Here is an 18,945-nt window from a genome sequence, read left to right on the forward strand (position 1 = left end):
TTCGGCGAATACTTTAAGCCTAAACTATCTGGCTGGCCAAGTGCGATCTATCGCAGACCTGCCCGGCCTTGGAGGTGTCTATGCAGGCAGGTAACAGCAGCACGGCCGGGCAGCGGCGGGGCGGGTCGATCTGGCCCCAGGCGGCCGAGCGTTTTCCACCGGCGGACCGAATTCTCTCGACCATTTTGACGCGCCAGGCTGCGCAATACCGCGATCGCACGCTGTTTGTCTTCGGCGAAACGCGATGGAGTTACGCTGAAACGGCGTCGATCGCTGCTGCATCAGCTGGCCGCCTGACAAGAGCCGGAATTCGCCCGGGCGATCGCGTCGCGCTGATGTGCTCGAACCGGCCCGAGTTTCTGGAGGTCTATCTCGGCTGCGCCTGGATGGGCGCCGTGACGGTGCCGATCAATACGGCGCTGCGCGGCATCCAGCTCAGCCACATCCTGCGCAACTCGGCGCCGAAGCTGCTGGCGATCGAGGCGTGCTTCATGCCGGCGATCGAAACGCTGGAAAGCGATGTCGCGCCGCCGGATATTGTCTGGACAATTGGCGACGGCGGCGCGCTGTCGGGCTCGACCTCGCCATTGCCTGCGCCCGGCGAGGGAGCTCCGCCCGCGCCGGTGCGGCAGGACGATACGGTTGCGATCCTCTATACGTCGGGCACCACAGGGCCTTCCAAGGGCGTCTGCTGCCCGCAGGCGCAGATGTTCTGGTGGGGCGTCTATTCGGCGCGCGCGCTCGGGATCGTCGAAGGCGACGTGCTGTTCACGACGCTTCCGCTGTTCCACACCAATGCGCTGAATGCGTTTTATCAGGCGCTCCTGAACGGCTGCACCTATGTGCTGGAGCCGAAATTCTCCGCCTCCGGCTTCTGGGCCGCAGCCCGGCGGCATCAGGCGACCGTCGGCTATCTCCTCGGCGCGATGGCCGTGATGCTGCTGGCGCAACCCCCGTCAGCGAATGACACCGCGCATTTCGTGCGGGTAGCGCTCGGTGGCGGCGTCCCCGGCCAGTGTCATGGTCCGTTTCTCGAGCGCTTCGGCGTGCCGCTGCTCGACGGCTACGGCTCGACCGAAACGAATTTCGTATTCGCGGGCACGATCCCGGCCGATCGCCCTGGCACCATGGGCTATCTCGTCGAGGGTGTGGAGGCCTGCATCGCCGGTCCCGAGGACGAGCCTCTGCCTGATGGTGAGGCGGGCGAGTTGCTGTTGCGCGCTCACGAACCGCTCGCCTTCGCGACGGGCTATTTCGAAATGCCGGACAAGACGGCAGAGGCTTGGCGAAACCGGTGGTTTCACACCGGCGACCGTGTCGTGCGCGATGCGGACGGCCACTATCGTTTCGTCGACCGGATGAAGGATTCCATCCGCCGGCGCGGCGAGAACGTTTCATCGTGGGAGGTGGAGCAGGTGCTGCTGAAGCATCCGGCGATCGCGGCCTGCGCGATCTATCCGCTGCCGTCCGAACTCGGCGAAGACGAGGTCGCGGCGGCCATCCAGCTCGAAGCCGGCCAGGCGCTGGAGCCAATCGATGTCGTCAGGCATTGTGAAGGCAAAATGGCCTATTTCGCGGTTCCGCGATTTGTCCGCTTCGTCACCGAGATGCCGCTCACCGAAAACGGCAAGATCCGAAAGGTCGCGCTGCGCGAGGCGGGGAGGACGCCCGATACCTGGGACCGCGATGCCGCGGGATACAAGCTGCGCCGCTAGGCTCGGGCTTCTTCCGTTGCGCGCTTCACGGCGTTCTTGAGATCATCGAGTTCCCTGACCAGTCCGTCGAGCCGCGCTTTCGGAAATTCGGCAAGCAGCGAAGCCAGCCACAGGCTGTGTTTCTTCGCCATCCGTCTGAACGCCCTCCTGCCTTCGGCCGTCATGCAGACGATCTGCACGCGGCGGTCGAGCGGCGACGGCGACCGCGTGATAAGGCCGTCTTCGACCAGTCGGTCCACGATCGGTGTCAGATTTCCCGCCGTGACCATCAGCCGCTTCGGCAATTCACCCAGCACCAGCCCGACAGGTTCGCGATCGAGCTGTGCCAGCACGTCGAAACGCGGCATCGTGAAGTCGAACTCTTCGCGGAACTGGCGCCGAAGCTCGGCGCCGATCAACGACGTACAGGCCAGCAGGCGAAGCCATACCCTGACCTGCGCGCGGTTATCCGCGTCCTCACCGGTGATGTTCTCTTCGTCGATCAGCGCGAACTCCTTGCCGGCCATCAATCCATGTCTCCCGAAATCGCCGTTGTGCAGCCGTGCGAACCGGCGAAGGTTCCAGACGTGCAATTACTTTAGGACCAAATCAACTCTCGGCACAAGAAAGCCGAACGATACCGTTCTCGAGCCGGCAGGTTGTAGTGTTCGTTCGCGACCGTAAAGAATGATGCTGCAGCGGGGTAAGCTGGGCGCGACGTATGGCGACTTCAATACGCGACTTTACAGGCCAGCCCGGCTGTGGAAGATATACTTTATGCCTAAACTAAATGAGCCGGTCCATGGCCCGTTTTGAACCTCTGACGCTCTCCGAACTGCCTGCGGGCATCTGGCGCACGCGGCTGCCGGTGCGCTTCGGCTCCTGCGATCCGGCCGGAATCGTCTACACGCCGGAATATCTCAATCTGTTCAACGGCGTGATCGAGGATTGGTACGGCGAAGCGCTGGGACTTCCCTATCACGAGCTGGTCGGAACGCGGCGGACCGGCCTTGGCTACGCCCACGTCTCGGCGGATTTCGCCACGCCCAGCAGGATGGGCGACGTGCTCGATGTTGTGGTTATCGTGCGCGAGATCGGACGCACCTCGGTGAAGCTCACGGTTCACGCGTTCAACGATGGCGCCGAGTGCGTACGCGCTACCTTCGTGACCGTGACCACATCGCTGGTGGATCACAAATCGATGGCGTTGCCCGACGACGTGCGCCTCGCGCTGAAGAATTATCAGGCAGGTTGCGACGCGTCGGCCAGCCTTGCGTCAGCAGACCTGGGATACGGATCGAGCAGCGGCCTGCCGGCGTGATTGCCGTTCCCCGGCGGCGCGCGACGGCCCCACGCGTGTGGTAAGCTCCTTTTCGGAAGGAGCCCCCATGCACCTATTGGCTTGCACCATTTTGACGATCGCAACGGTATTGATATTCGCGCCCGCGCGCGCCCAGACCTATGACCCGAACTACCCGGTTTGCATCCAAACCTATTCTATTGGTGGCGGCAGCATCGACTGCAGTTTCACGTCGCTGTCGCAGTGCGCCGCATCAGCATCGGGCCGTGCGGCACAGTGCTATAATAACCCGTACTTCGCGCAACGTGACGGGAAACCGCCCCGGCAACGCGGCGTTTACTAGAGACGGCCGGCTTGGCTCGCGTCGCGCGCAGTTTTGCCCGCGCCGTTGGTTCCACGTATAAAGCAGCGAAACCATCCACCCCGTGAGGTCATGTGACTGCCCCCAATCCCGCCGCCGGCAAGCCGGTTGATCCCGCTTCCCTCGTCAACGTACCCCAATTGGTCACGGCCTATTTTGCGTCGAAGCCGGATCCCTCCGATCCCACCCAGCGCGTTGCGTTCGGAACTTCGGGGCATCGCGGGACGTCGCTGAAGAACTCGTTCAACGAAAACCATATCCTGTCGACGACACAGGCGATCTGTGATCACCGCCGCGAGACCGGGCTCACGGGCCCGCTGTTCATCGGCATCGATACTCATGCGCTGGCGGAGCCGGCGCTGGCGAGCGCGGTGGAGGTGTTTGCTGCCAACGGCGTCGACATCATGATCGACGAGCGCGGTGGCTACACGCCGACGCCCGTCATCTCGCATGCGATCCTGAGCTACGACAAGGGCCGAACGAGCGGGCTTGCCGACGGCGTCGTCATCACCCCCTCGCACAATCCGCCGGAGGACGGCGGTTACAAATACAACCCGCCGCATGGCGGCCCGGCCGATACCGATGTGACGGCCAAGGTCGAAAAGACCGCCAACGCCTACATGGAATCCGGCATGAAGGGCGTCGCGCGGATGCCGTATGCGCGCGCCCGCAAGGCGCCCACGACGCATATGCACGACTACATCCGTCCCTACGTCGCCGATCTCGGCAATGCCGTGGACATGGCGCTAATCAAATCATCCGGCGTAAAAATCGGGATCGATCCGCTCGGCGGCGCCGCCGTGCATTACTGGCAGCCGCTGATCGAGCACTACGGGATCAACGCGACCATCGTGAATGACGCCGTTGACCCGACGTTCCGTTTTATGACCGCGGACTGGGATGGAAAAATCCGGATGGATTGTTCCTCTCCATTCGCGATGGCGAGCCTGATCCAGATGCGCGACAGGTTCGACGTTGCCTTTGCCAACGATACTGATGCCGACCGGCATGGCATCGTCACGCGCACGGGCGGCCTGATGAATCCGAACCACTTTCTTGCGGCCGCGATCGCCTATCTGTTCGAGCATCGGCCGCAATGGGACAAGGAGGCCGCGATCGGCAAGACCATCGTTTCCAGCTCGATCATCGACCGTGTCGCCAAAAAGCTGAACCGCAAGCTGGTCGAGACGCCGGTCGGTTTCAAATGGTTCGTCGAAGGCCTCGGTACCGGCGCGTTCGGTTTCGCGGGCGAGGAAAGCGCCGGCGCCTCGTTCCTCAAGCGCGATGGCTCGGTCTGGACGACCGACAAGGACGGCATGGTGATGGGGCTGCTTGCTGCCGAAATCCTCGGCCGTACCGGTCGCGATCCGAGCCAGTTGTTTGCCGGACTGACGGCCGAACTCGGCGTCCCCTTCTATGAGCGGATCGACGTTCCGGCGACGCCGAAGCAGAAGAACGCGTTGAAGGCGCTCGGGCCGGACCAGCTCGACATGCGACAGCTTGCCGGCGAGCCGGTCAGTGCGATACGGACCCGCGCGCCCGGTAACGACCAGTCCTTCGGCGGCATCAAGGTTGAGTCCGAAGCGGGTTGGTTTGCCGCGCGGCCATCTGGCACCGAAGACGTCTACAAGATCTACGCCGAAAGCTTCCGGGACCAGAATCACCTGAAAACGATTCAGCAGGACGCCCAGCGCGCCATCGCGAAGGCTTTCTGAGTTGGCGTTGAGATGGCCGGGAGGTCGACAACGGGAAACGCCCGATTTGCGTCCCCGGTGCATCAGTTCGGCACAGTCTCGTCCAGGGAGCTGCGGAACCGAGCCTTCGGTGCATGCCGCTTGCGATCACGCTGAAATCACGAAGGGCCGAGCAGTGTTAGGCTCGGGAGTTAGCTGGCCAGAAAGTCCGTCCCGAACAGGCGGTCTGTCAGCTATCGCGAGGTACCGGGGGATGAAATGAGTGCTGAATCGGTCGTCTACTATCTGAATCGCGTGCCTGAGAGCGATCCGAATGACCAAACCGAATGGCTTGTGACGGCGTTGGCGCAATATACCGGCGCGGAACTGCGCGAACTGCTCTATGTGGCGGAGGAGCCCGGCTTCTTTGAACTCATGCGTGGGCTGTTTGCGCTCTCGGACGAGAGCCGTGCTGCCCTGCAGCATTTTCTCGAAACCGGCCACCCGCCGGCCATGAAAGCGGAGATCGACCCGAAGGGACGGTTGACGATCGAGCACGTCACTGACGAGCAGCGGGTGAAACTGCTGCCTGGGATCGCAAATTAGCATCTGCATCTCCCTGAGGTTGTGATAGGGTCCCCCAGCTTGAAACAGCCCCGGGGGAGCCTGCCGATGGCGACGAGGAAGTCTGGCCCGCTCGATGCGATGGTGGGCGTCAGGATTCGGATGTTTCGGATCAACCGCGGCATGAGCCAAGCCATGCTCGCGGAACGAATTGGCATCACCTTTCAGCAACTGCAAAAATATGAGCGGGGCGTCAATCGGGTTGGCGCCAGCCGGTTGTCCCATATCGCTTCCGTGCTGGGCATATCGGTGGGCGAATTGTTCGAATCTGTCGGACCTGAATCTTCCGGCTTGAATTCAGCGGCTCGCCTGCTCGCCGAGCCGGGCGCCTTGCGCGTTCTCAAGGCCTACGCGCGAACGACGAGTCCGCGCGTACGGCTTTGCATCGCGAAGCTGGTTGAAAGCATCGCCGATCGAACGCCCGTGGCGAAGACCACGGTTGCGCTGCTGAATACTGTCGATCGCGATGAGCGGCGGAGGTTTCCTTCGCGGGGATAGAAAGACAAGCGACAATCTCATGCCTCTTCACTGGATTGGGTCGTCCGATCGCCGCGTCAGCCGGTCGCGCGAATCGCGAGCCGCTCCGGCGGCCTGACGCCGGGAATGAACTCGCCGATCCAGTCGCGGCGCGTCGCCTCGATATGCCAGGACATTGCCTCGGCCGAATAGGGCGCCGGATCAGGAATGTCCTTGCGGATCTCCTTGCCGTCGAGCCAGCCGCAACTATGCGAGTAGCGCGCGTTGCAGAGGAGGTGGATATCGCCGTGGTCCTGCAGCAGGACGTAGCCATCGGCCGGAAAAAACGTGCCGGCAAGTTCGATCGCACCGGGTAACTGGCGGACCAACAGGAATGTGCTGGTGGATTGCTTTTCCGATTCGGAGACCAATACGCCGACAAGGCTGTGAATTGGTGTAATCGACTGTGGTGCAACCAACGCGAGAGGCTCCGTGATCGGGCCGGCCGTCGCAATCGAAAGATATTCGCCCTCAGGTCCCCAGCGGCAGGCGATCAGCCATTCGCGGCTACGGCCACGAACCAAGGTCGGCTTGGCATAGTCCGATCGGGCAATATCTGCTGCCATGGCTATGACTAAGGCTTTCGCGAGCATAAGTTCCTCCAGGGCGAAGGCGGGACTTGCCTTACGCTTGGAGTGTGCCCGTCAAGTCGTGAGGTCACCGTGAGCGGTACCGAAAATTCGATGCAAGAATTGTTTGCACGCGCGGCAGCGTTGCTTCTTGGCAACGAATCGGACGCAGGCCGCGATCACGATGCCGAACTTGTGCTGCAGGCGCTTGAATACGGCGTCAAATCCAGTGACCAGATTGATTCGGAGACCGCGAATCGCGCGCGTTTGCTTCTCGCCGCGTCGCGATTTTCGCGTGTGTTCGAATTGGCCGCGCCCGATGCGCCTGGTTTGATCAGCTTTGGTGCACAATTCGATCCGGCACTTGCCGATCCCTTGCATGACGGCAGCCCGATGGTCGGCGTTTCCGGCGTCGGTCTGACGTTGCAGGAAGCATTCCAGGGCTGCATCGGCGAGGGAATAGAATATCTCTCTCAATTGCAGGCCGGTACCGACCTGCTGCTCAAGCCCGGCATCGACGATTGGACTGCGAAACTCGGTCCGAAGGCGTTGGAATTGGTCGCCGTGCTTTCAGAACGAAGCTTGCAACCGCAGCGGGTGTACTCCTGGTGTCGTGCAACGCGCGTAACCGATGGCGGCGAAGTGTTGCTTCCGGCGGATATCTGCCTGCGGCGTCCGCCGGCACACCGCGACTTTGCGCCGCCATATCCCTTGAGCATCGGCTCGGCCGCGGGCCCCTCGCGGGACGCTGCGGCGCTGCACGGTCTGCTGGAATTGATCGAACGCGACGCGGCCAGCCTGTGGTGGAGGGGCGGGCAGTTGCCGCGATCGATTCCGGTGCGGCATGAAGCCGGCCGCGTGGCGGAAGAGTTGTTGCAGAGGCTTCGCCACGGCGCAGCAGCGCAGCGCCGGACATGGCTGCTCGATATCACGACGGATATCGGCGTGCCCTGCGTTGCGGCGGTCTCCTGCCGGTCGGATGGTTCGGGTTTTGCCTTCGGCCTCGCCGCGCGGCCGGCGCTCGAGGCTGCGGTCCGATCCGCGATTGTAGAAATGTGCCAGCTCGAACTGGCCGACGCCGTCGTCGCAACCAAACGCAATGAGCGTGGTGACGGCGCGCTCAACGCCCAGGACCGCATCCACTTGCAGCGTGCGGCCGTCGATGCCGGCCAGTGCAAACTGCTGCAGCCGGTGGCCGAGCACGCAGCCCATCTGCCCCTTCCGGCAACTGAAGCGAGCGTTATATTTGGATTGATCGTTGAGCGTTTGGAAAAGCTGGGAATCGAGACGTTTTGTATCGACCTCACGCGCGGGCGCTTTGCCGTTCCGGTGATCCGCGTGATTGCTCCCGGCCTGCAACTCGAGCCATCCGAAATCGTCACGGCGAGGCTGCAGGATGCGATGGCCCGAACCGGCGGCGGCGCAACCTATACCGGAGGCGTCGCTTTGATATAGAGTGGCAGGTATTAACGAACCGGTTCCGGAAAACCGTTGCATGCCGGCCATTGCCAACGCCATGACATCAGACGCCGCAGCGGCGGCGCCCGAAAGCGCGCCGCGTCTGTCGGTATCTCTGGTCGGTCGGTTCGGCGTCCGGTTCAACGGCCGTGCGATTGAACTGCGAACTCGCAAGGCCGGCGCCGTTTTGAGTTACCTGGCGCTATCGGAGGCGAAGAAGGAGAGCCGCGAGCGGCTGGTCGGTCTGCTCTGGAGCCGTTCGGACGAGGAAAAGGCGCGTGCCTCGCTGCGTCAGGTCGTGCGTGAACTGCGGTCCACGCTCGAGCAGGCCGGCTATGACGGCTTCGTCGCGGAGCGGCTGCTGGTCGGCCTCGACACCAGGCGAATTGAAGTCGACATCGAAAGCGTGATTCGGCTCGCCGAAACCGGGCGCGTTCACCCGCTGCTGCTCGATACGCCGCAGCTCGACGGCCAGTTGCTCGAAGGGATGGACGATCTCGACCCCTCGTTCCGGGTCTGGGTGCTGGCCAAGCGACAGACCATCCATGAACGGTTGATGCGCAGTCTCGACGAAGGCCTGACCTCCGCGAGCGTACCCGCCGATGCCAAAAAGAGGATCGCGGCCGCGATCGTCAATCTCGATCCGACCCATGAATATGCCTGCCGCTATCTGATGCGGGCGCATGCGGAGGAAGGCGATACGGCCGGAGCGTTGCGCATCTACAAGGCGCTGTGGGATCTCCTGGATCGCGACTACGCGATGGAGCCGTCGTCGGCCACCGAAGAACTCGTCGCCAACATCAAGCTCGGCATTCTGGAACGCGCGCCGGCCGATCGGGCCGCGTCGGCGGCGAACGACGAATTCGCCGTCAGAATGATCAGAGGGACCGCCGTTCAGCCGGCAGTCCCGATGTCATCAGCGGTCAACGCATCCGCCAAGACGCGCCTCGTGCTGCGGCCCTTTGCGATGCACGGCGTCGATGAGGATCACAGCCATCTGGTGCAGGGGTTCTCCCAGCATCTCGCTGCCTGTCTCGTACGCTTCCGCGAATGGAGCGTGGTCGACCGTCCGCCGGCCACGGTGGTGCTTCCTGCGCCGGACTCCGCGCCCCAATACTGCATCGAGACCACAGCCTATCAGGCCGGCGCCGAGATCAATATCGTGATGGTGCTCCGGGACGACACCACGGGCATCTATATCTGGAGCGAGAGCTTCCGCCTCGGCCTCGGCAACTGGTTCGAAACCCAGCAGCGCATCATCCGCCGGATCGCGACTTCGTTGAACGTGCAGTTGTCGACGGAACGGCTGATGCGGCTCGCCGGCGAGCCGGACGTGTCGCTCGATCTGCACGACCGCTGGCTGCGCGGACAGAATCTCATGTCGAAATTCGACCCGGAAAGCTGGCGGCGGGCGGTCGCGATTTTCCGTGACGCGATCCGCGACAATCCGGGATTCTCGCCCTGCTACAGCAGCCTCGTGCAGATCAACAACATCGAGCATTTCGTGCATCCGGGACTTTTTCGGGATTTGGGCAAGGCGCGGGCCACGCTCGAACTGGCAAAGACCGCTGTTCAACTCGATCCCGTCGATTCAAGGGCACATCTTTGCTGCGGATGGTCGTATATGATGGCGCTGCGGGAAGCCGAAGCCGCGCCACACATGCAGCTTGCCTGCGAGCTTAACGACAACGATCCGTGGACCTTGCTCTCCAGCGCCCACTATGAAGCTTTCTGCGGATCGATCGAGCAGGCCCGGCTGCGGGCCGAGCAGTCGCTGAGTCTCTCGCCGGCGCCTTCCTATCTCGAATGGAGTTACCACTGCATCATCCGCTTCCTGGCCGGCGACTATGCGGGCGCGCTGGAGGCCTTTGACAGAGCGCATGGCGTCGTGCCGATCCTGCCCGCGTGGCGGGCAGCGGCGCTGTACTATCTGGGAGAGCGGCAAATGGCGCAGGAGCAGGCGCAGCGCTTCGTGAACGGACTGCGTTCGTTCTGGGTCAGTGAATTGGTCCCCACCGACGAGGCGGTAACGCGCTGGGTCCTGCAGGCCCATCCGATCAGCGTCGGTGAGCGATGGGACGCCCTCCGCCACGGCTTGCGCGGCGCAGGGCTTCCAGTCGACGGTATCGTCCAGCTATCCGCTTGAGCTGGATTGGTTCAGGCACAAAGGCTGAGCGTGTAGTCGCCGATGCGCTCGGCGTGCACCTTGAACTTGTCGGCTTCCGGGATCACCGGGTCCATGCCGTTGAACAGGCGCTTGTAGAAGGGCGGAAGCGGATAGGTTGCGCCCGGCTTGCTGAGCTTCTCTTCGGAATCGGCGATTGCGAAGGCGGGTGGCAAGCGCACCACGATCGTATCCAGATGCTGCTCGACGAACTGGACCTTCGTGTAGCGATCCGGCACCGTCATGAACACCTGCGCCTTGGCGAGTTGCTCCTTGAATTCGTCGATGCTGGTCGGGATCGGATACTCGTTGTCGTCATCGAGATAGTTCTTGCCCGTCGACCAGGTCTTCACCAGGTTGCCCCAGCGCTCATGATTGGTGACTTGCATTCTCTCGAGTGCCATCGTCGTTACTCCTCCGCGTTGCGTGAAGCGGATTATCCCGCTTTCACAGAAATGCCGGTACGGCCTGCCGCAGCTCGGCAATTTCGGTGGTGAACTCCACCAGCTGCGCCATGCTTGAGATGTCTGGAATGTCCTGAAGTACGTTCGCCAGGTAAAATTCGCGGGACACAAGATCCAGCTGATCGGCGAGCGAGCTGCCGGAGACCGATTGCGGGGCGCTCGCGAGCGCTCCGAATATCACTTCCGAGACGATGATCGATCCGAGCAGCCCAAGTCGCAGGCCCTCCGTCTGCTGCATTGCCTCGAACAGGATGAAGAACGGCAGCGGCGGATCGTTGGAAAGCGTTTCGATGTCCTCGTCCGTCAGGGCGCCGTAGGCCCGTCCGGAGACGAGCCATCCACGAAGCTGCTCGACACGGTAGGCGCGGTCGGAAAGCAGGCGCGACATGGCGATGAAATCTGGTCGCCTGCTGGCGATCTCGGCGATCAAGGCGTCTACCGACCACATGCCGGCGAGACTCGCGCCGAGCAGGTCGCGATAGAGCAGGCCGACGCGTTGCGTTTCGTCGAACGCCGGGAAGATCTGGTCATTGCCGAGCCCGTCGCTGAGATGGGGTCCAATGCGGCGGCTGAAGTTCGGGGTCGAGCCGTGGATCTCGAAGAAACGCGACCATTGCACCATCCAGGTCTCGTCGAGCGGCATGTTCGCAGGATCGTTCATCGAGCTCTTTTCGAGCGTGTTGTTGAGATCGTGGAGCGATTGGTCGTTGATCTGGTACTCCGGACGCACCATGGCGTGACCGAAGCGGAATGCGCCATGCGAGAACTCGAGTGGAATTTCCCAGTCGCCGCTCGCTGCATTCCCAGCGGGTTCGGCGCGGTCGATGAACTGCGGGCCAAGGCTGCAGTAGCTTGCATGAATCGCCGGATGGAGCACCCGCCGCATCAAGTCGTTGCGGATGATATTGTGATAGATCGCCGTCAATGCGCCGCGGGCGCACAGAAAGCGCTTGTAGGCGGCGCCGAACCGGGCGTTTGGTCCGGCGTGGCCTTCATGGCGGCGAATGATGTCGACGAGTCCGTTGTGCAGCAGCGCGAATAGCGCCGTGAGCTGCGACATGACGGCATGGTCGTCGTTGCGCGGATCAGCGACCAGGGCTTCGGTGAGGGCAACGCGAACACCTGCGATGCTGCGGTCGATCCCCGTCACGTTCTCCGCCTGCGCGCGGGCGATGTCGCGGAACGGGCAACCGGTCGCGGCCTCGTTCTCCTTCCAGCGCATGCGGCCGAGCCGAAGCTTGGTACGGCGGTCGTCGTTCGGCGCGTCGAGCGCATAGATGTGCGGGGAGCCGACAGGGCCGCTGCCGTATAGTGTCTCGAGCCGAAGCGGCGTGCGCCGCGCGTTGCTCGTTCCGCGGCCGAGCCCTCCCGCCACCGAAAGCGGAATCGCCGAGTGCACCAAGTCATGCGCAATGAACTGCAGCAGATAGGTGTAACCTGAGGGGATGAAAGGATTTTCCCAGCGTTCCGCCGAGCGAACCTGGTGCGGCGGCCATTTGATGTCAGCATCCATTCGCCGCGACAGGCGCTGCATCAATCCGCGCAGCTTTGCATGATCCGACGACGAAGCGAGCGGATCGACGCCGAACGCGCGGAAGCGCTGCGAGTGAGTTGGCGTGCCGAGGAAGTGACGAAAGCCCGGAGTCGGTGTTGCCGAAATAGAGTCGCGCGGATTGAGTTCTGAAATTCGGAAGGGGGATGCGTCGGCGACCTTCTGCACAGCCATCAAAACTGCTCTCGCGCTTGGTCAAGGCGGCGAGATTGGGAAGAAAGTCGTGAAATAATCGTGAGTTAAATCGTTAGAACCTGTGAACATCTGTGGACATCTTTTAGTCATTGTCAGGGCCGCTCACGGCTATTTCACGATTGGCGACACGGCGGTATGATTTGCCATCTCGTAACGGCGGCTGACATAGGAGCGCGTGTGGAGCTTATTGAGACGGCACCCTTGGCGCGTCGTTTCGGCGCGATGCTCGCGGTGATGACTAGTATCCGAGGCCGCGCGAGCCAAGCCGGTTTTCTCATTCGACGCCACGCCGCGTGCGTTACGGCTGATGATGGCGAGTAGACATGGCATGCAACTTCCCGCTTGAGGCGTTTTCCTTTCATGGCTGATTTCCACGGCGTCTTCCCCTATCTGGTGTCACCTCTCGATGCGTCAGGCGAAGTTCGCACGAATGTGCTGGGCCGGCTGTGCGACGATCTCATCAAGGCAGGCGTGCACGGGCTGACGCCGCTCGGCTCGACCGGCGAGTTCGCATATCTCGATCAGGCGCAGCGCGCGAGCGTGGTGCGAGCCACGATCGAGGCCGCCAAGGGCCGCGTACCTGTCATCGCCGGCGTCGCCTCGACGTCGACGGCGGACGCGGTGGCGCAGGCGAGGGCGCACCAAAAGCTCGGCGCCGACGGCATCCTCGCGATCATGGAGGCGTACTTCCCGGTCGCCGATCCGCAGGTCGAGTCCTATTTCCGCGCCATTGCCGACGCCGTCGACATTCCCGTCGTGATCTACACCAATCCGCAATTCCAGCGATCCGATCTCACGCTCGACGTCATCGAACGGCTCGCGACACATCCGCGCATCGGCTACATCAAGGATGCCTCCACCAATACCGGCCGCTTGCTGTCGATCATGAATCGCTCCGGCGACAGCATCAAGGTCTTCTCCGCATCCGCCCATATTCCGGCGGCGGTGATGCTGATCGGCGGGCTGGGCTGGATGGCCGGCCCCGCCTGCATCATTCCGCGGCAGAGCGTCGAGCTTTATAACCTCTGCAAGGCGGCGCGCTGGGATGAGGCGATGGCGCTGCAACGCAGGCTCTGGCGTATCAACGAAGCCTTTGCCCGCTTCAATCTCGCCGCCTGCATCAAGGCCGGACTCGAGATTCAGGGCTACCCGGTCGGCGATCCGGTCCCTCCGCAGGCGGCGTTGACGGCAGACCAGCGGAGGGTGGTCGAGGCCGCCCTGCGCGATCTGGCCTAGGAGACGGTCAGACCATATCTCCAACAGGGGCAGGAAACCACCGGCTGGCTGGAACGTTGCTTACGCGGTTCCGAACGGCTGATTAGGCCGGTTTGCTCGCGGCATCATCCCTGGCACGCGGCTGCCTGGCCAAGGGGAGTAATCGATGAACCGTCGCTTCGTGCTTCTTGCAGCCATTGTCGCAGGCGTGTTGGTGGCGCTGACCGTTTCCAACATTCGCTATAGTCCCTGGACCAATACGGTCGCTCGAACCGTCGATCAGCGCGGGCCGCTGGCCGATGCCGAACGGGCCAATATTGAGCTGTTCGAGCGGGTCTCGCCGTCGGTCGTGCAGGTCGCCGCACGCTCCGCCGCCGCCAATCCGCTGGCCGAGGATGAAGGCGGAGGCGCTGGCGCTGCCTCGGGCACCGGCTTCGTCTGGGACAATGACGGTCACGTCGTCACCAACAATCACGTCGTGCAGAACGGCAGCGAAGTAGCGGTTCGCTTTGCCTCGGGCGAAGTGGCGCAGGCCGAAATCATCGGCGTCGCGCCCAACTACGATCTCGCGGTGTTACGGATCAGGGGCGCACGCAAGCTGCCGCCGCCGGTGGCGCTGGGCAGTTCAAGCGAGCTCAAGGTCGGTCAATCTGCCTTTGCGATCGGCAATCCCTTCGGCCTCGATCAATCGCTGACCAGCGGCATCATCAGCGCGCTCAAGCGCCGGCTGCCGACCAGCAGCGGCCGCGAGATCACCAACGTGATCCAGACCGATACCGCGATCAATCCCGGCAATTCGGGAGGGCCCTTGCTGGATTCGGCGGGGCGGCTGATCGGCGTCAACACCGCGATCATCTCGCCGTCGGGGTCGAGCGCCGGCATCGGGTTTGCGGTCCCCGTCGATATCGTCAATCGCGTGGTCCCCGAGCTCATCAAGAACGGCCGCGTGCCGACGCCCGGCATCGGCATCATCGCCGCCAGCGAAGCGGTTTCGACCCGGCTAGGTGTCGAAGGGGTGATCATCGTGCGCACCGCGCCCGGGAGCCCAGCCGAACGCGCCGGCATTCGCGGCGTCGATTTCAACTCGGGTGCGCTGGGCGACGTCATCGTCCAGGTCGACGGCAAGCCGGTGCATCGGCTCTCCGACCTGACCGATCAGATCGAGCAGGTGGGCGCCGGCAAGAGCATCCGCATCAGCCTGAAGCGCGGTTCGCAGACGCGCGACATCACCATCGATATCGTCGACATCAGCCGCAGCTGATACTTCCCTTTTGCGGCAGGATCTTATCCGCCCGCGACACCCTCCGGTGCCGCGGGGGCTGGCGCATTTATTGCAACGAATTGAATGAGTTGTCTCGGGCCGAAAAACCGCTAAAACCGCGCCCGATCCGACAAGAAGCTTTAAGGACAAACTGATGAACATTCTTCCCGGCAATATGCGTTTTGGTGCGGGCCAGCCGGTCAGGCGTTTGGAAGACCAGAGACTGCTCACCGGGAAGGGACAGTTCATCGACGACAAGCCGGAGGAGGGCGCGCTGTGGCTCCATTTGCTGCGCTCGCCCCATGCCCATGCCAGGATCACCTCGATCGATACGGCTGATGCCGCCGGGATGCCCGGCGTTGCGGCCATCTACACCGGCGCGGACCTGATCAAGGACGATATCGGCACCCTCCCGACGCTCGCGATCTTCCAGCGGCCGGACGGCAAGCCAATGACGGTGCCGCCGCGGCGGCTGCTTGCGCATGAAATCGTGCGTTATGCCGGCGAGGCCGTCGCCGCCGTTGTCGCGACATCGCGGGTGCAGGCACAGACGGCGGCCGAAGCGATTACCGTTGAATATGAGGTGCTGCCCTCCGTGGTCGATCCCGTCGAGGCGGTGAAGCCCGGCGCGCCCGTGGTGTGGCCCGAGGCGCCCGACAACGTCGTGGCCGCCATGAGCTACGGCGACGCGGCCAAGGTCGAAGAGGCCTTCGCCAATGCCGCGCATAAAGTCTCGCTCGATCTGGTCAGCCAGCGGCTGGTGCCATCGGCGATGGAGCCGCGCTCGACGATTGCCGAGATCGAGAAGAAGACCGGCCGGCTGATCCTGCACGTGCAGTCGCAGACCCCCGGCTCGACCCGCGACCTGCTCGCGGAATCCATTCTGAAGCGGCCGAAGGACAGCGTTCGCGTGCTGGTCGGCGATATCGGCGGCGGCTTCGGCCAGAAGACCAGTCTCTATCCCGAAGACGGCATCGTCGCTTACGCCGCGACCAAGCTGAACAAGAAGATCCGCTGGCGCGGCGACCGTACGGACGAGTTTGTCGGCGGCACCCATGGCCGCGATCTCACCTCGACCGGCGAATTCGCGCTCGACGCCAAAGGCCGCGTGCTGGCCTATCGGGTGCGCTCGATCGGCGGCACCGGGGCGTATTCGTCGGGGACCGCGAACATCATTCCGCTCGTGCTCGGGCCCTTCGTGCAGACCGGCGTCTACGATCTGCCGCTGGTGCATTTCGAGGTGAAGTCGGTGATGACCAACACCGCACCGGTCGGCGCCTATCGCGGGGCAGGGCGGCCGGAAGCCGTGTTCATCGTCGAGCGGCTGATGGACGCGGCCGCGCGCCAGATCGGCATGGACCCGCGCACCATCCGCAAGGTGAACTACATCAAGCCGGCACAGCTCCCCTACACCAATGCCGTCGGCCAAGTGTACGATTCCGGCGCCTTTGCGCACATGCTGTCGCGCGCCGCGGAGCTTTCGGACTGGGACGGCTTTGCCGCGCGCAAGAAGGCGGCGAAGAAGAAGGGGCTGCTCTACGGACGCGGCCTCACCAGCTACATCGAATGGACCGGCGGGCGCGCGCACACCGAAAAGGTCAGCCTGCACGCGACCGCGGAGGGTCGCATCATCCTGCATTCCGGCACCATGGCGATGGGGCAGGGCCTGCAGACCACCTACAGCCAGATGATCTCTGAATCGCTCGGCATCCCCCTGGACAAGATCGATGTCGTGCAGGGCGATACCGATCTCGCCACCGGCTTCGGCAGCGTCGGCTCGCGCTCGCTGTTTGTCGGCGGCACGGCGGTGGCGGTATCGAGCAACGACATGATCCAGAAGGCGCGCGAGAAGGCGTCCAACGTGCTGGAGACGTCGGTCGGGGATATCGAATATCGCGACGGCTGGCTGACGGTGGTCGGCACTGACAAGCGCATCAGCCTGTTCGAGATCGCGAAGAACGAGGATGGGGCGCGGCTATCCGTCGATAGCGAAGGCGAAGTCGACGGGCCGAGTTGGCCGAACGGCACGCATATCTGCGAAGTCGAGATCGATCCCGAGACAGGCGTCAGCAAGGTGGTGCGCTACACCACGGTCGATGACGTCGGCATCGCCGTCAATCCGATGCTGGTGACCGGCCAGGTGCATGGCGGCGTTGCCCAAGGCATCGGCCAGGCACTCTATGAGGGCGTTTCCTATAGCGAGGAAGGGCAGCTATTGACGGCGAGCTACCAGGACTACTGTGTCCCGCGCGCCGACGACATTCCGCCGATTGTGGTGACGCTGGATGATTCCGCGCCCTGCCGCACCAATCCGCTCGGCGCCAAGGGCTGCGGCGAATCCGGCGCCATCGGCGGCCCGCCCTGCGTCACCAATGGCGTGATGGATGCCTTGAGCGAACTCGGCATCAAGCAGCTCAACACCCCGCTGACGCCGGCCAAGGTGTGGCAGGCGATCCGGGATGCGAGGGCGGCGGTGGAGTAAAGGTTGCGCGGCGTCTCTTACCCTCCCCTGGAGGGGGAGGGTCGGCACGCATCGCAAGATGCGTGCCGGGGCGGGGTGATCTCTCAACTCGGGCGCTGTTGGATGTGGAGAGACCGTCACCCCACCCCGCCGCTTCGCGTCGACCTACGAGCGAGCTTCGCTCGTCTCGGACCCTCCAGCGGAGGGTAAGAAGAAGCTGCCGTGCGTCCGCGTCCGTAACTACAACCCCAGCACCATCTTCGCCACGATGTCGCGCTGGATCTCCGACGAGCCGCCGAAGATCGTGTACGCCCGGCCGTTGAGATATTCCGGCACCACCGGCAGCAATTCCTCCGGGATTCCCGGCGTCTCGTTCAGCCGATACAATGGCCGCACCGGTTCGACATAGAGCCCGTCATTGCCGATCACGTCGACACCGAGCCGCGTCACCGCCTGTCGGATTTCGCTGTTGCGCAGTTTTAATAGCGACGACACCGCACCGGGATTCTGTCCGGTCTGCAATGCCGAGAGCACGCGCAGCTCGGTCATTTCAAGCGTGTCGATATCGACCTCGATCTCCGACATCCGCATCGCGATATCGGGATCATCGATGGCGCGGCCGGTGACTTCGGATTCGGCAAGATCCGAAATCGTCTTCAGCGCGTCGCGCAGCTTGGCCGAGGCGATGCCGGCGCCGCGCTCGAATTCGAGCAGGTATTTTCCGTAGGTCCAGCCCTTGCCTTCCTCCCCGACGCGGTTGGCCACGGGCACGCGGACATCGTCGAAAAATACCTGGTTGACCTCGTGATCGCCACCGATGGTGAGGATCGGCCGTGTCGTGATGCCCGTGGTCTTCATGTCGATCAGGATGAAGGAGATGCCGTCCTGCTGCCGCTCGGTTTCGTTGGTGCGCACCAGCGCGAACATGCGGTTGGCGTGATGGGCGTGCGTGGTCCAGATCTTGGTGCCGTTGATGATATAGTCGTCACCGTCGCGCACGGCGCGGGTTTTCAGCGAGGCGAGGTCGGAGCCGGAGCCCGGCTCGGAATAGCCCTGGCACCAGTAGTCTTCGCCGGAGAGAATCCGCGGCAAGTAAAAGTTCTTCTGCTCGGGCGAGCCGAAACCGATGATGACGGGGCCGACCATCTTGACGCCCATGACGTTCACATTGGGCACGCCGGCGCGCGCGCATTCGGCCTCAAAAATCCAGCGTTGCGCCGGGGTCCAGTCCGGCCCGCCATGATCCACCGGCCAGCCCGGAGCGCCCCAGCCCTTCCTGTGCAGGGCCCGCTGCCAGGCCATGCCGATGTCAGGGTCGGAGAAGACGGACGGCGTCAGCGCGGTGGCGCGTTTCATCTCCGGCGTGAGGTTGGCCGCGATGAAGTCGCGGACTTCCTTCTCGAAGGCGCGCTCTTCGGCATTGAAAGTAAGATCCATG

16 protein-coding genes are annotated in these 18,945 nt (G+C 63.3%); 11 read left to right on the forward strand and 5 right to left on the reverse strand.

Going from position 1 to position 18,945, the window contains the following annotated elements:
* Positions 1-80: 80 nt before the first annotated feature.
* A complete protein-coding gene (locus CQ12_RS19355) occupies positions 81-1,715 on the forward strand; it encodes an ATP-dependent acyl-CoA ligase (RefSeq protein ID WP_057836891.1) in 1,635 nt (544 codons plus the stop codon).
* Here CQ12_RS19355 and CQ12_RS19360 read toward each other — a convergent pair.
* Positions 1,712-2,221, reverse strand: coding sequence for a MarR family winged helix-turn-helix transcriptional regulator (locus tag CQ12_RS19360; RefSeq protein WP_057836892.1), 510 nt, complete (start codon positions 2,219-2,221; stop codon positions 1,712-1,714). The two genes, CQ12_RS19355 and CQ12_RS19360, sit on opposite strands and share 4 nt — an antisense overlap.
* Positions 2,222-2,496: 275 nt before the next feature.
* Here CQ12_RS19360 and CQ12_RS19365 point away from each other — a divergent pair, with 275 nt between their 5' ends.
* The 5 genes from CQ12_RS19365 to CQ12_RS19380 all read left to right on the forward strand — a co-directional run bounded on the left by CQ12_RS19365 (position 2,497) and on the right by CQ12_RS19380 (position 6,150).
* Positions 2,497-3,015, forward strand: coding sequence for an acyl-CoA thioesterase (locus CQ12_RS19365; protein ID WP_057836893.1), 519 nt, complete (start codon positions 2,497-2,499; stop codon positions 3,013-3,015).
* A gap of 67 nt (positions 3,016-3,082) precedes the next feature.
* Complete coding sequence (locus CQ12_RS42505; RefSeq protein ID WP_083519372.1) at positions 3,083-3,337, forward strand: DUF3551 domain-containing protein; 255 nt, start codon at positions 3,083-3,085, stop codon at positions 3,335-3,337.
* 92 nt (positions 3,338-3,429) lie between these two features.
* The gene (gene pgm / locus CQ12_RS19370) at positions 3,430-5,070 is read left to right on the forward strand and encodes a phosphoglucomutase (alpha-D-glucose-1,6-bisphosphate-dependent) (RefSeq protein WP_057836894.1); all 1,641 of its coding nucleotides are present in this window, start codon (positions 3,430-3,432) and stop codon (positions 5,068-5,070) included.
* A 237-nt stretch (positions 5,071-5,307) separates the two neighbouring features.
* The gene (locus CQ12_RS19375) at positions 5,308-5,634 is read left to right on the forward strand and encodes a hypothetical protein (protein WP_057836895.1); all 327 of its coding nucleotides are present in this window, start codon (positions 5,308-5,310) and stop codon (positions 5,632-5,634) included.
* 66 nt (positions 5,635-5,700) lie between these two features.
* On the forward strand, positions 5,701-6,150 hold the full coding sequence (locus CQ12_RS19380) for a helix-turn-helix domain-containing protein (protein WP_057836896.1): 450 nt from the start codon (positions 5,701-5,703) through the stop codon (positions 6,148-6,150).
* A gap of 56 nt (positions 6,151-6,206) precedes the next feature.
* Here CQ12_RS19380 and CQ12_RS19385 read toward each other — a convergent pair whose 3' ends face one another.
* Positions 6,207-6,761 carry a hypothetical protein gene (locus tag CQ12_RS19385; RefSeq protein WP_157088337.1) on the reverse strand — a complete coding sequence of 185 codons (555 nt, stop codon included), beginning with the start codon at positions 6,759-6,761 and terminating at the stop codon, positions 6,207-6,209.
* A 90-nt stretch (positions 6,762-6,851) separates the two neighbouring features.
* Here CQ12_RS19385 and CQ12_RS19390 point away from each other — a divergent pair, with 90 nt between their 5' ends.
* Positions 6,852-8,192: a YcaO-like family protein gene (locus CQ12_RS19390; RefSeq protein ID WP_057836898.1), complete on the forward strand. Its 1,341-nt coding sequence runs from the start codon at positions 6,852-6,854 to the stop codon at positions 8,190-8,192.
* A gap of 40 nt (positions 8,193-8,232) precedes the next feature.
* Entirely contained in the window at positions 8,233-10,341 is a 2,109-nt protein-coding gene (locus CQ12_RS19395; protein WP_083519373.1) for a BTAD domain-containing putative transcriptional regulator, read from the forward strand.
* Between the two features lie 11 nt (positions 10,342-10,352).
* Here the strand turns inward: CQ12_RS19395 and CQ12_RS19400 are convergent, their stop codons facing one another.
* A complete protein-coding gene (locus tag CQ12_RS19400) occupies positions 10,353-10,763 on the reverse strand; it encodes a hypothetical protein (protein ID WP_157088338.1) in 411 nt (136 codons plus the stop codon).
* Between the two features lie 43 nt (positions 10,764-10,806).
* Positions 10,807-12,549, reverse strand: a complete 1,743-nt coding sequence (locus CQ12_RS19405) for a peroxidase family protein (RefSeq protein ID WP_057836900.1) — start codon at positions 12,547-12,549, stop codon at positions 10,807-10,809.
* Between the two features lie 381 nt (positions 12,550-12,930).
* On the opposite strand from CQ12_RS19405, the gene CQ12_RS19415 reads away from it, so the two are divergent.
* The 3 genes from CQ12_RS19415 to CQ12_RS19425 all read left to right on the forward strand — a co-directional run bounded on the left by CQ12_RS19415 (position 12,931) and on the right by CQ12_RS19425 (position 17,528).
* Positions 12,931-13,806, forward strand: coding sequence for a dihydrodipicolinate synthase family protein (locus tag CQ12_RS19415; protein WP_057836902.1), 876 nt, complete (start codon positions 12,931-12,933; stop codon positions 13,804-13,806).
* A 145-nt stretch (positions 13,807-13,951) separates the two neighbouring features.
* Entirely contained in the window at positions 13,952-15,046 is a 1,095-nt protein-coding gene (locus CQ12_RS19420; RefSeq protein ID WP_057836903.1) for a S1C family serine protease, read from the forward strand.
* Between the two features lie 154 nt (positions 15,047-15,200).
* Entirely contained in the window at positions 15,201-17,528 is a 2,328-nt protein-coding gene (locus CQ12_RS19425; protein WP_057836904.1) for a xanthine dehydrogenase family protein molybdopterin-binding subunit, read from the forward strand.
* A 219-nt stretch (positions 17,529-17,747) separates the two neighbouring features.
* On the opposite strand, the gene CQ12_RS19430 is transcribed toward CQ12_RS19425, so the two are convergent.
* Positions 17,748-18,944, reverse strand: a complete 1,197-nt coding sequence (locus CQ12_RS19430) for an acyl-CoA dehydrogenase family protein (protein WP_057836905.1) — start codon at positions 18,942-18,944, stop codon at positions 17,748-17,750.
* Position 18,945: the final 1 nt, after the last annotated feature.

The organism is Bradyrhizobium jicamae, assembly GCF_001440395.1.
Lineage (GTDB): Bacteria > Pseudomonadota > Alphaproteobacteria > Rhizobiales > Xanthobacteraceae > Bradyrhizobium > Bradyrhizobium jicamae.

Bases quoted from the DNA above. Each gene is read 5' to 3' on its own strand.
- CQ12_RS19355 (WP_057836891.1), top strand. From the start codon at position 81: ATGCAGGCAGGTAACAGCAGCACGGCCGGGCAGCGGCGGGGCGGGTCG.
- CQ12_RS19360 (WP_057836892.1), bottom strand. From the start codon at position 2,221: ATGGCCGGCAAGGAGTTCGCGCTGATCGACGAAGAGAACATCACCGGT.
- CQ12_RS19365 (WP_057836893.1), top strand. From the start codon at position 2,497: ATGGCCCGTTTTGAACCTCTGACGCTCTCCGAACTGCCTGCGGGCATC.
- CQ12_RS42505 (WP_083519372.1), top strand. From the start codon at position 3,083: ATGCACCTATTGGCTTGCACCATTTTGACGATCGCAACGGTATTGATA.
- CQ12_RS19375 (WP_057836895.1), top strand. From the start codon at position 5,308: ATGAGTGCTGAATCGGTCGTCTACTATCTGAATCGCGTGCCTGAGAGC.
- CQ12_RS19380 (WP_057836896.1), top strand. From the start codon at position 5,701: ATGGCGACGAGGAAGTCTGGCCCGCTCGATGCGATGGTGGGCGTCAGG.
- CQ12_RS19385 (WP_157088337.1), bottom strand. From the start codon at position 6,761: ATGCTCGCGAAAGCCTTAGTCATAGCCATGGCAGCAGATATTGCCCGA.
- CQ12_RS19390 (WP_057836898.1), top strand. From the start codon at position 6,852: ATGCAAGAATTGTTTGCACGCGCGGCAGCGTTGCTTCTTGGCAACGAA.
- CQ12_RS19395 (WP_083519373.1), top strand. From the start codon at position 8,233: ATGCCGGCCATTGCCAACGCCATGACATCAGACGCCGCAGCGGCGGCG.
- CQ12_RS19400 (WP_157088338.1), bottom strand. From the start codon at position 10,763: ATGGCACTCGAGAGAATGCAAGTCACCAATCATGAGCGCTGGGGCAAC.
- CQ12_RS19405 (WP_057836900.1), bottom strand. From the start codon at position 12,549: ATGGCTGTGCAGAAGGTCGCCGACGCATCCCCCTTCCGAATTTCAGAA.
- CQ12_RS19415 (WP_057836902.1), top strand. From the start codon at position 12,931: ATGGCTGATTTCCACGGCGTCTTCCCCTATCTGGTGTCACCTCTCGAT.
- CQ12_RS19420 (WP_057836903.1), top strand. From the start codon at position 13,952: ATGAACCGTCGCTTCGTGCTTCTTGCAGCCATTGTCGCAGGCGTGTTG.
- CQ12_RS19425 (WP_057836904.1), top strand. From the start codon at position 15,201: ATGAACATTCTTCCCGGCAATATGCGTTTTGGTGCGGGCCAGCCGGTC.
- CQ12_RS19430 (WP_057836905.1), bottom strand. From the start codon at position 18,944: ATGGATCTTACTTTCAATGCCGAAGAGCGCGCCTTCGAGAAGGAAGTC.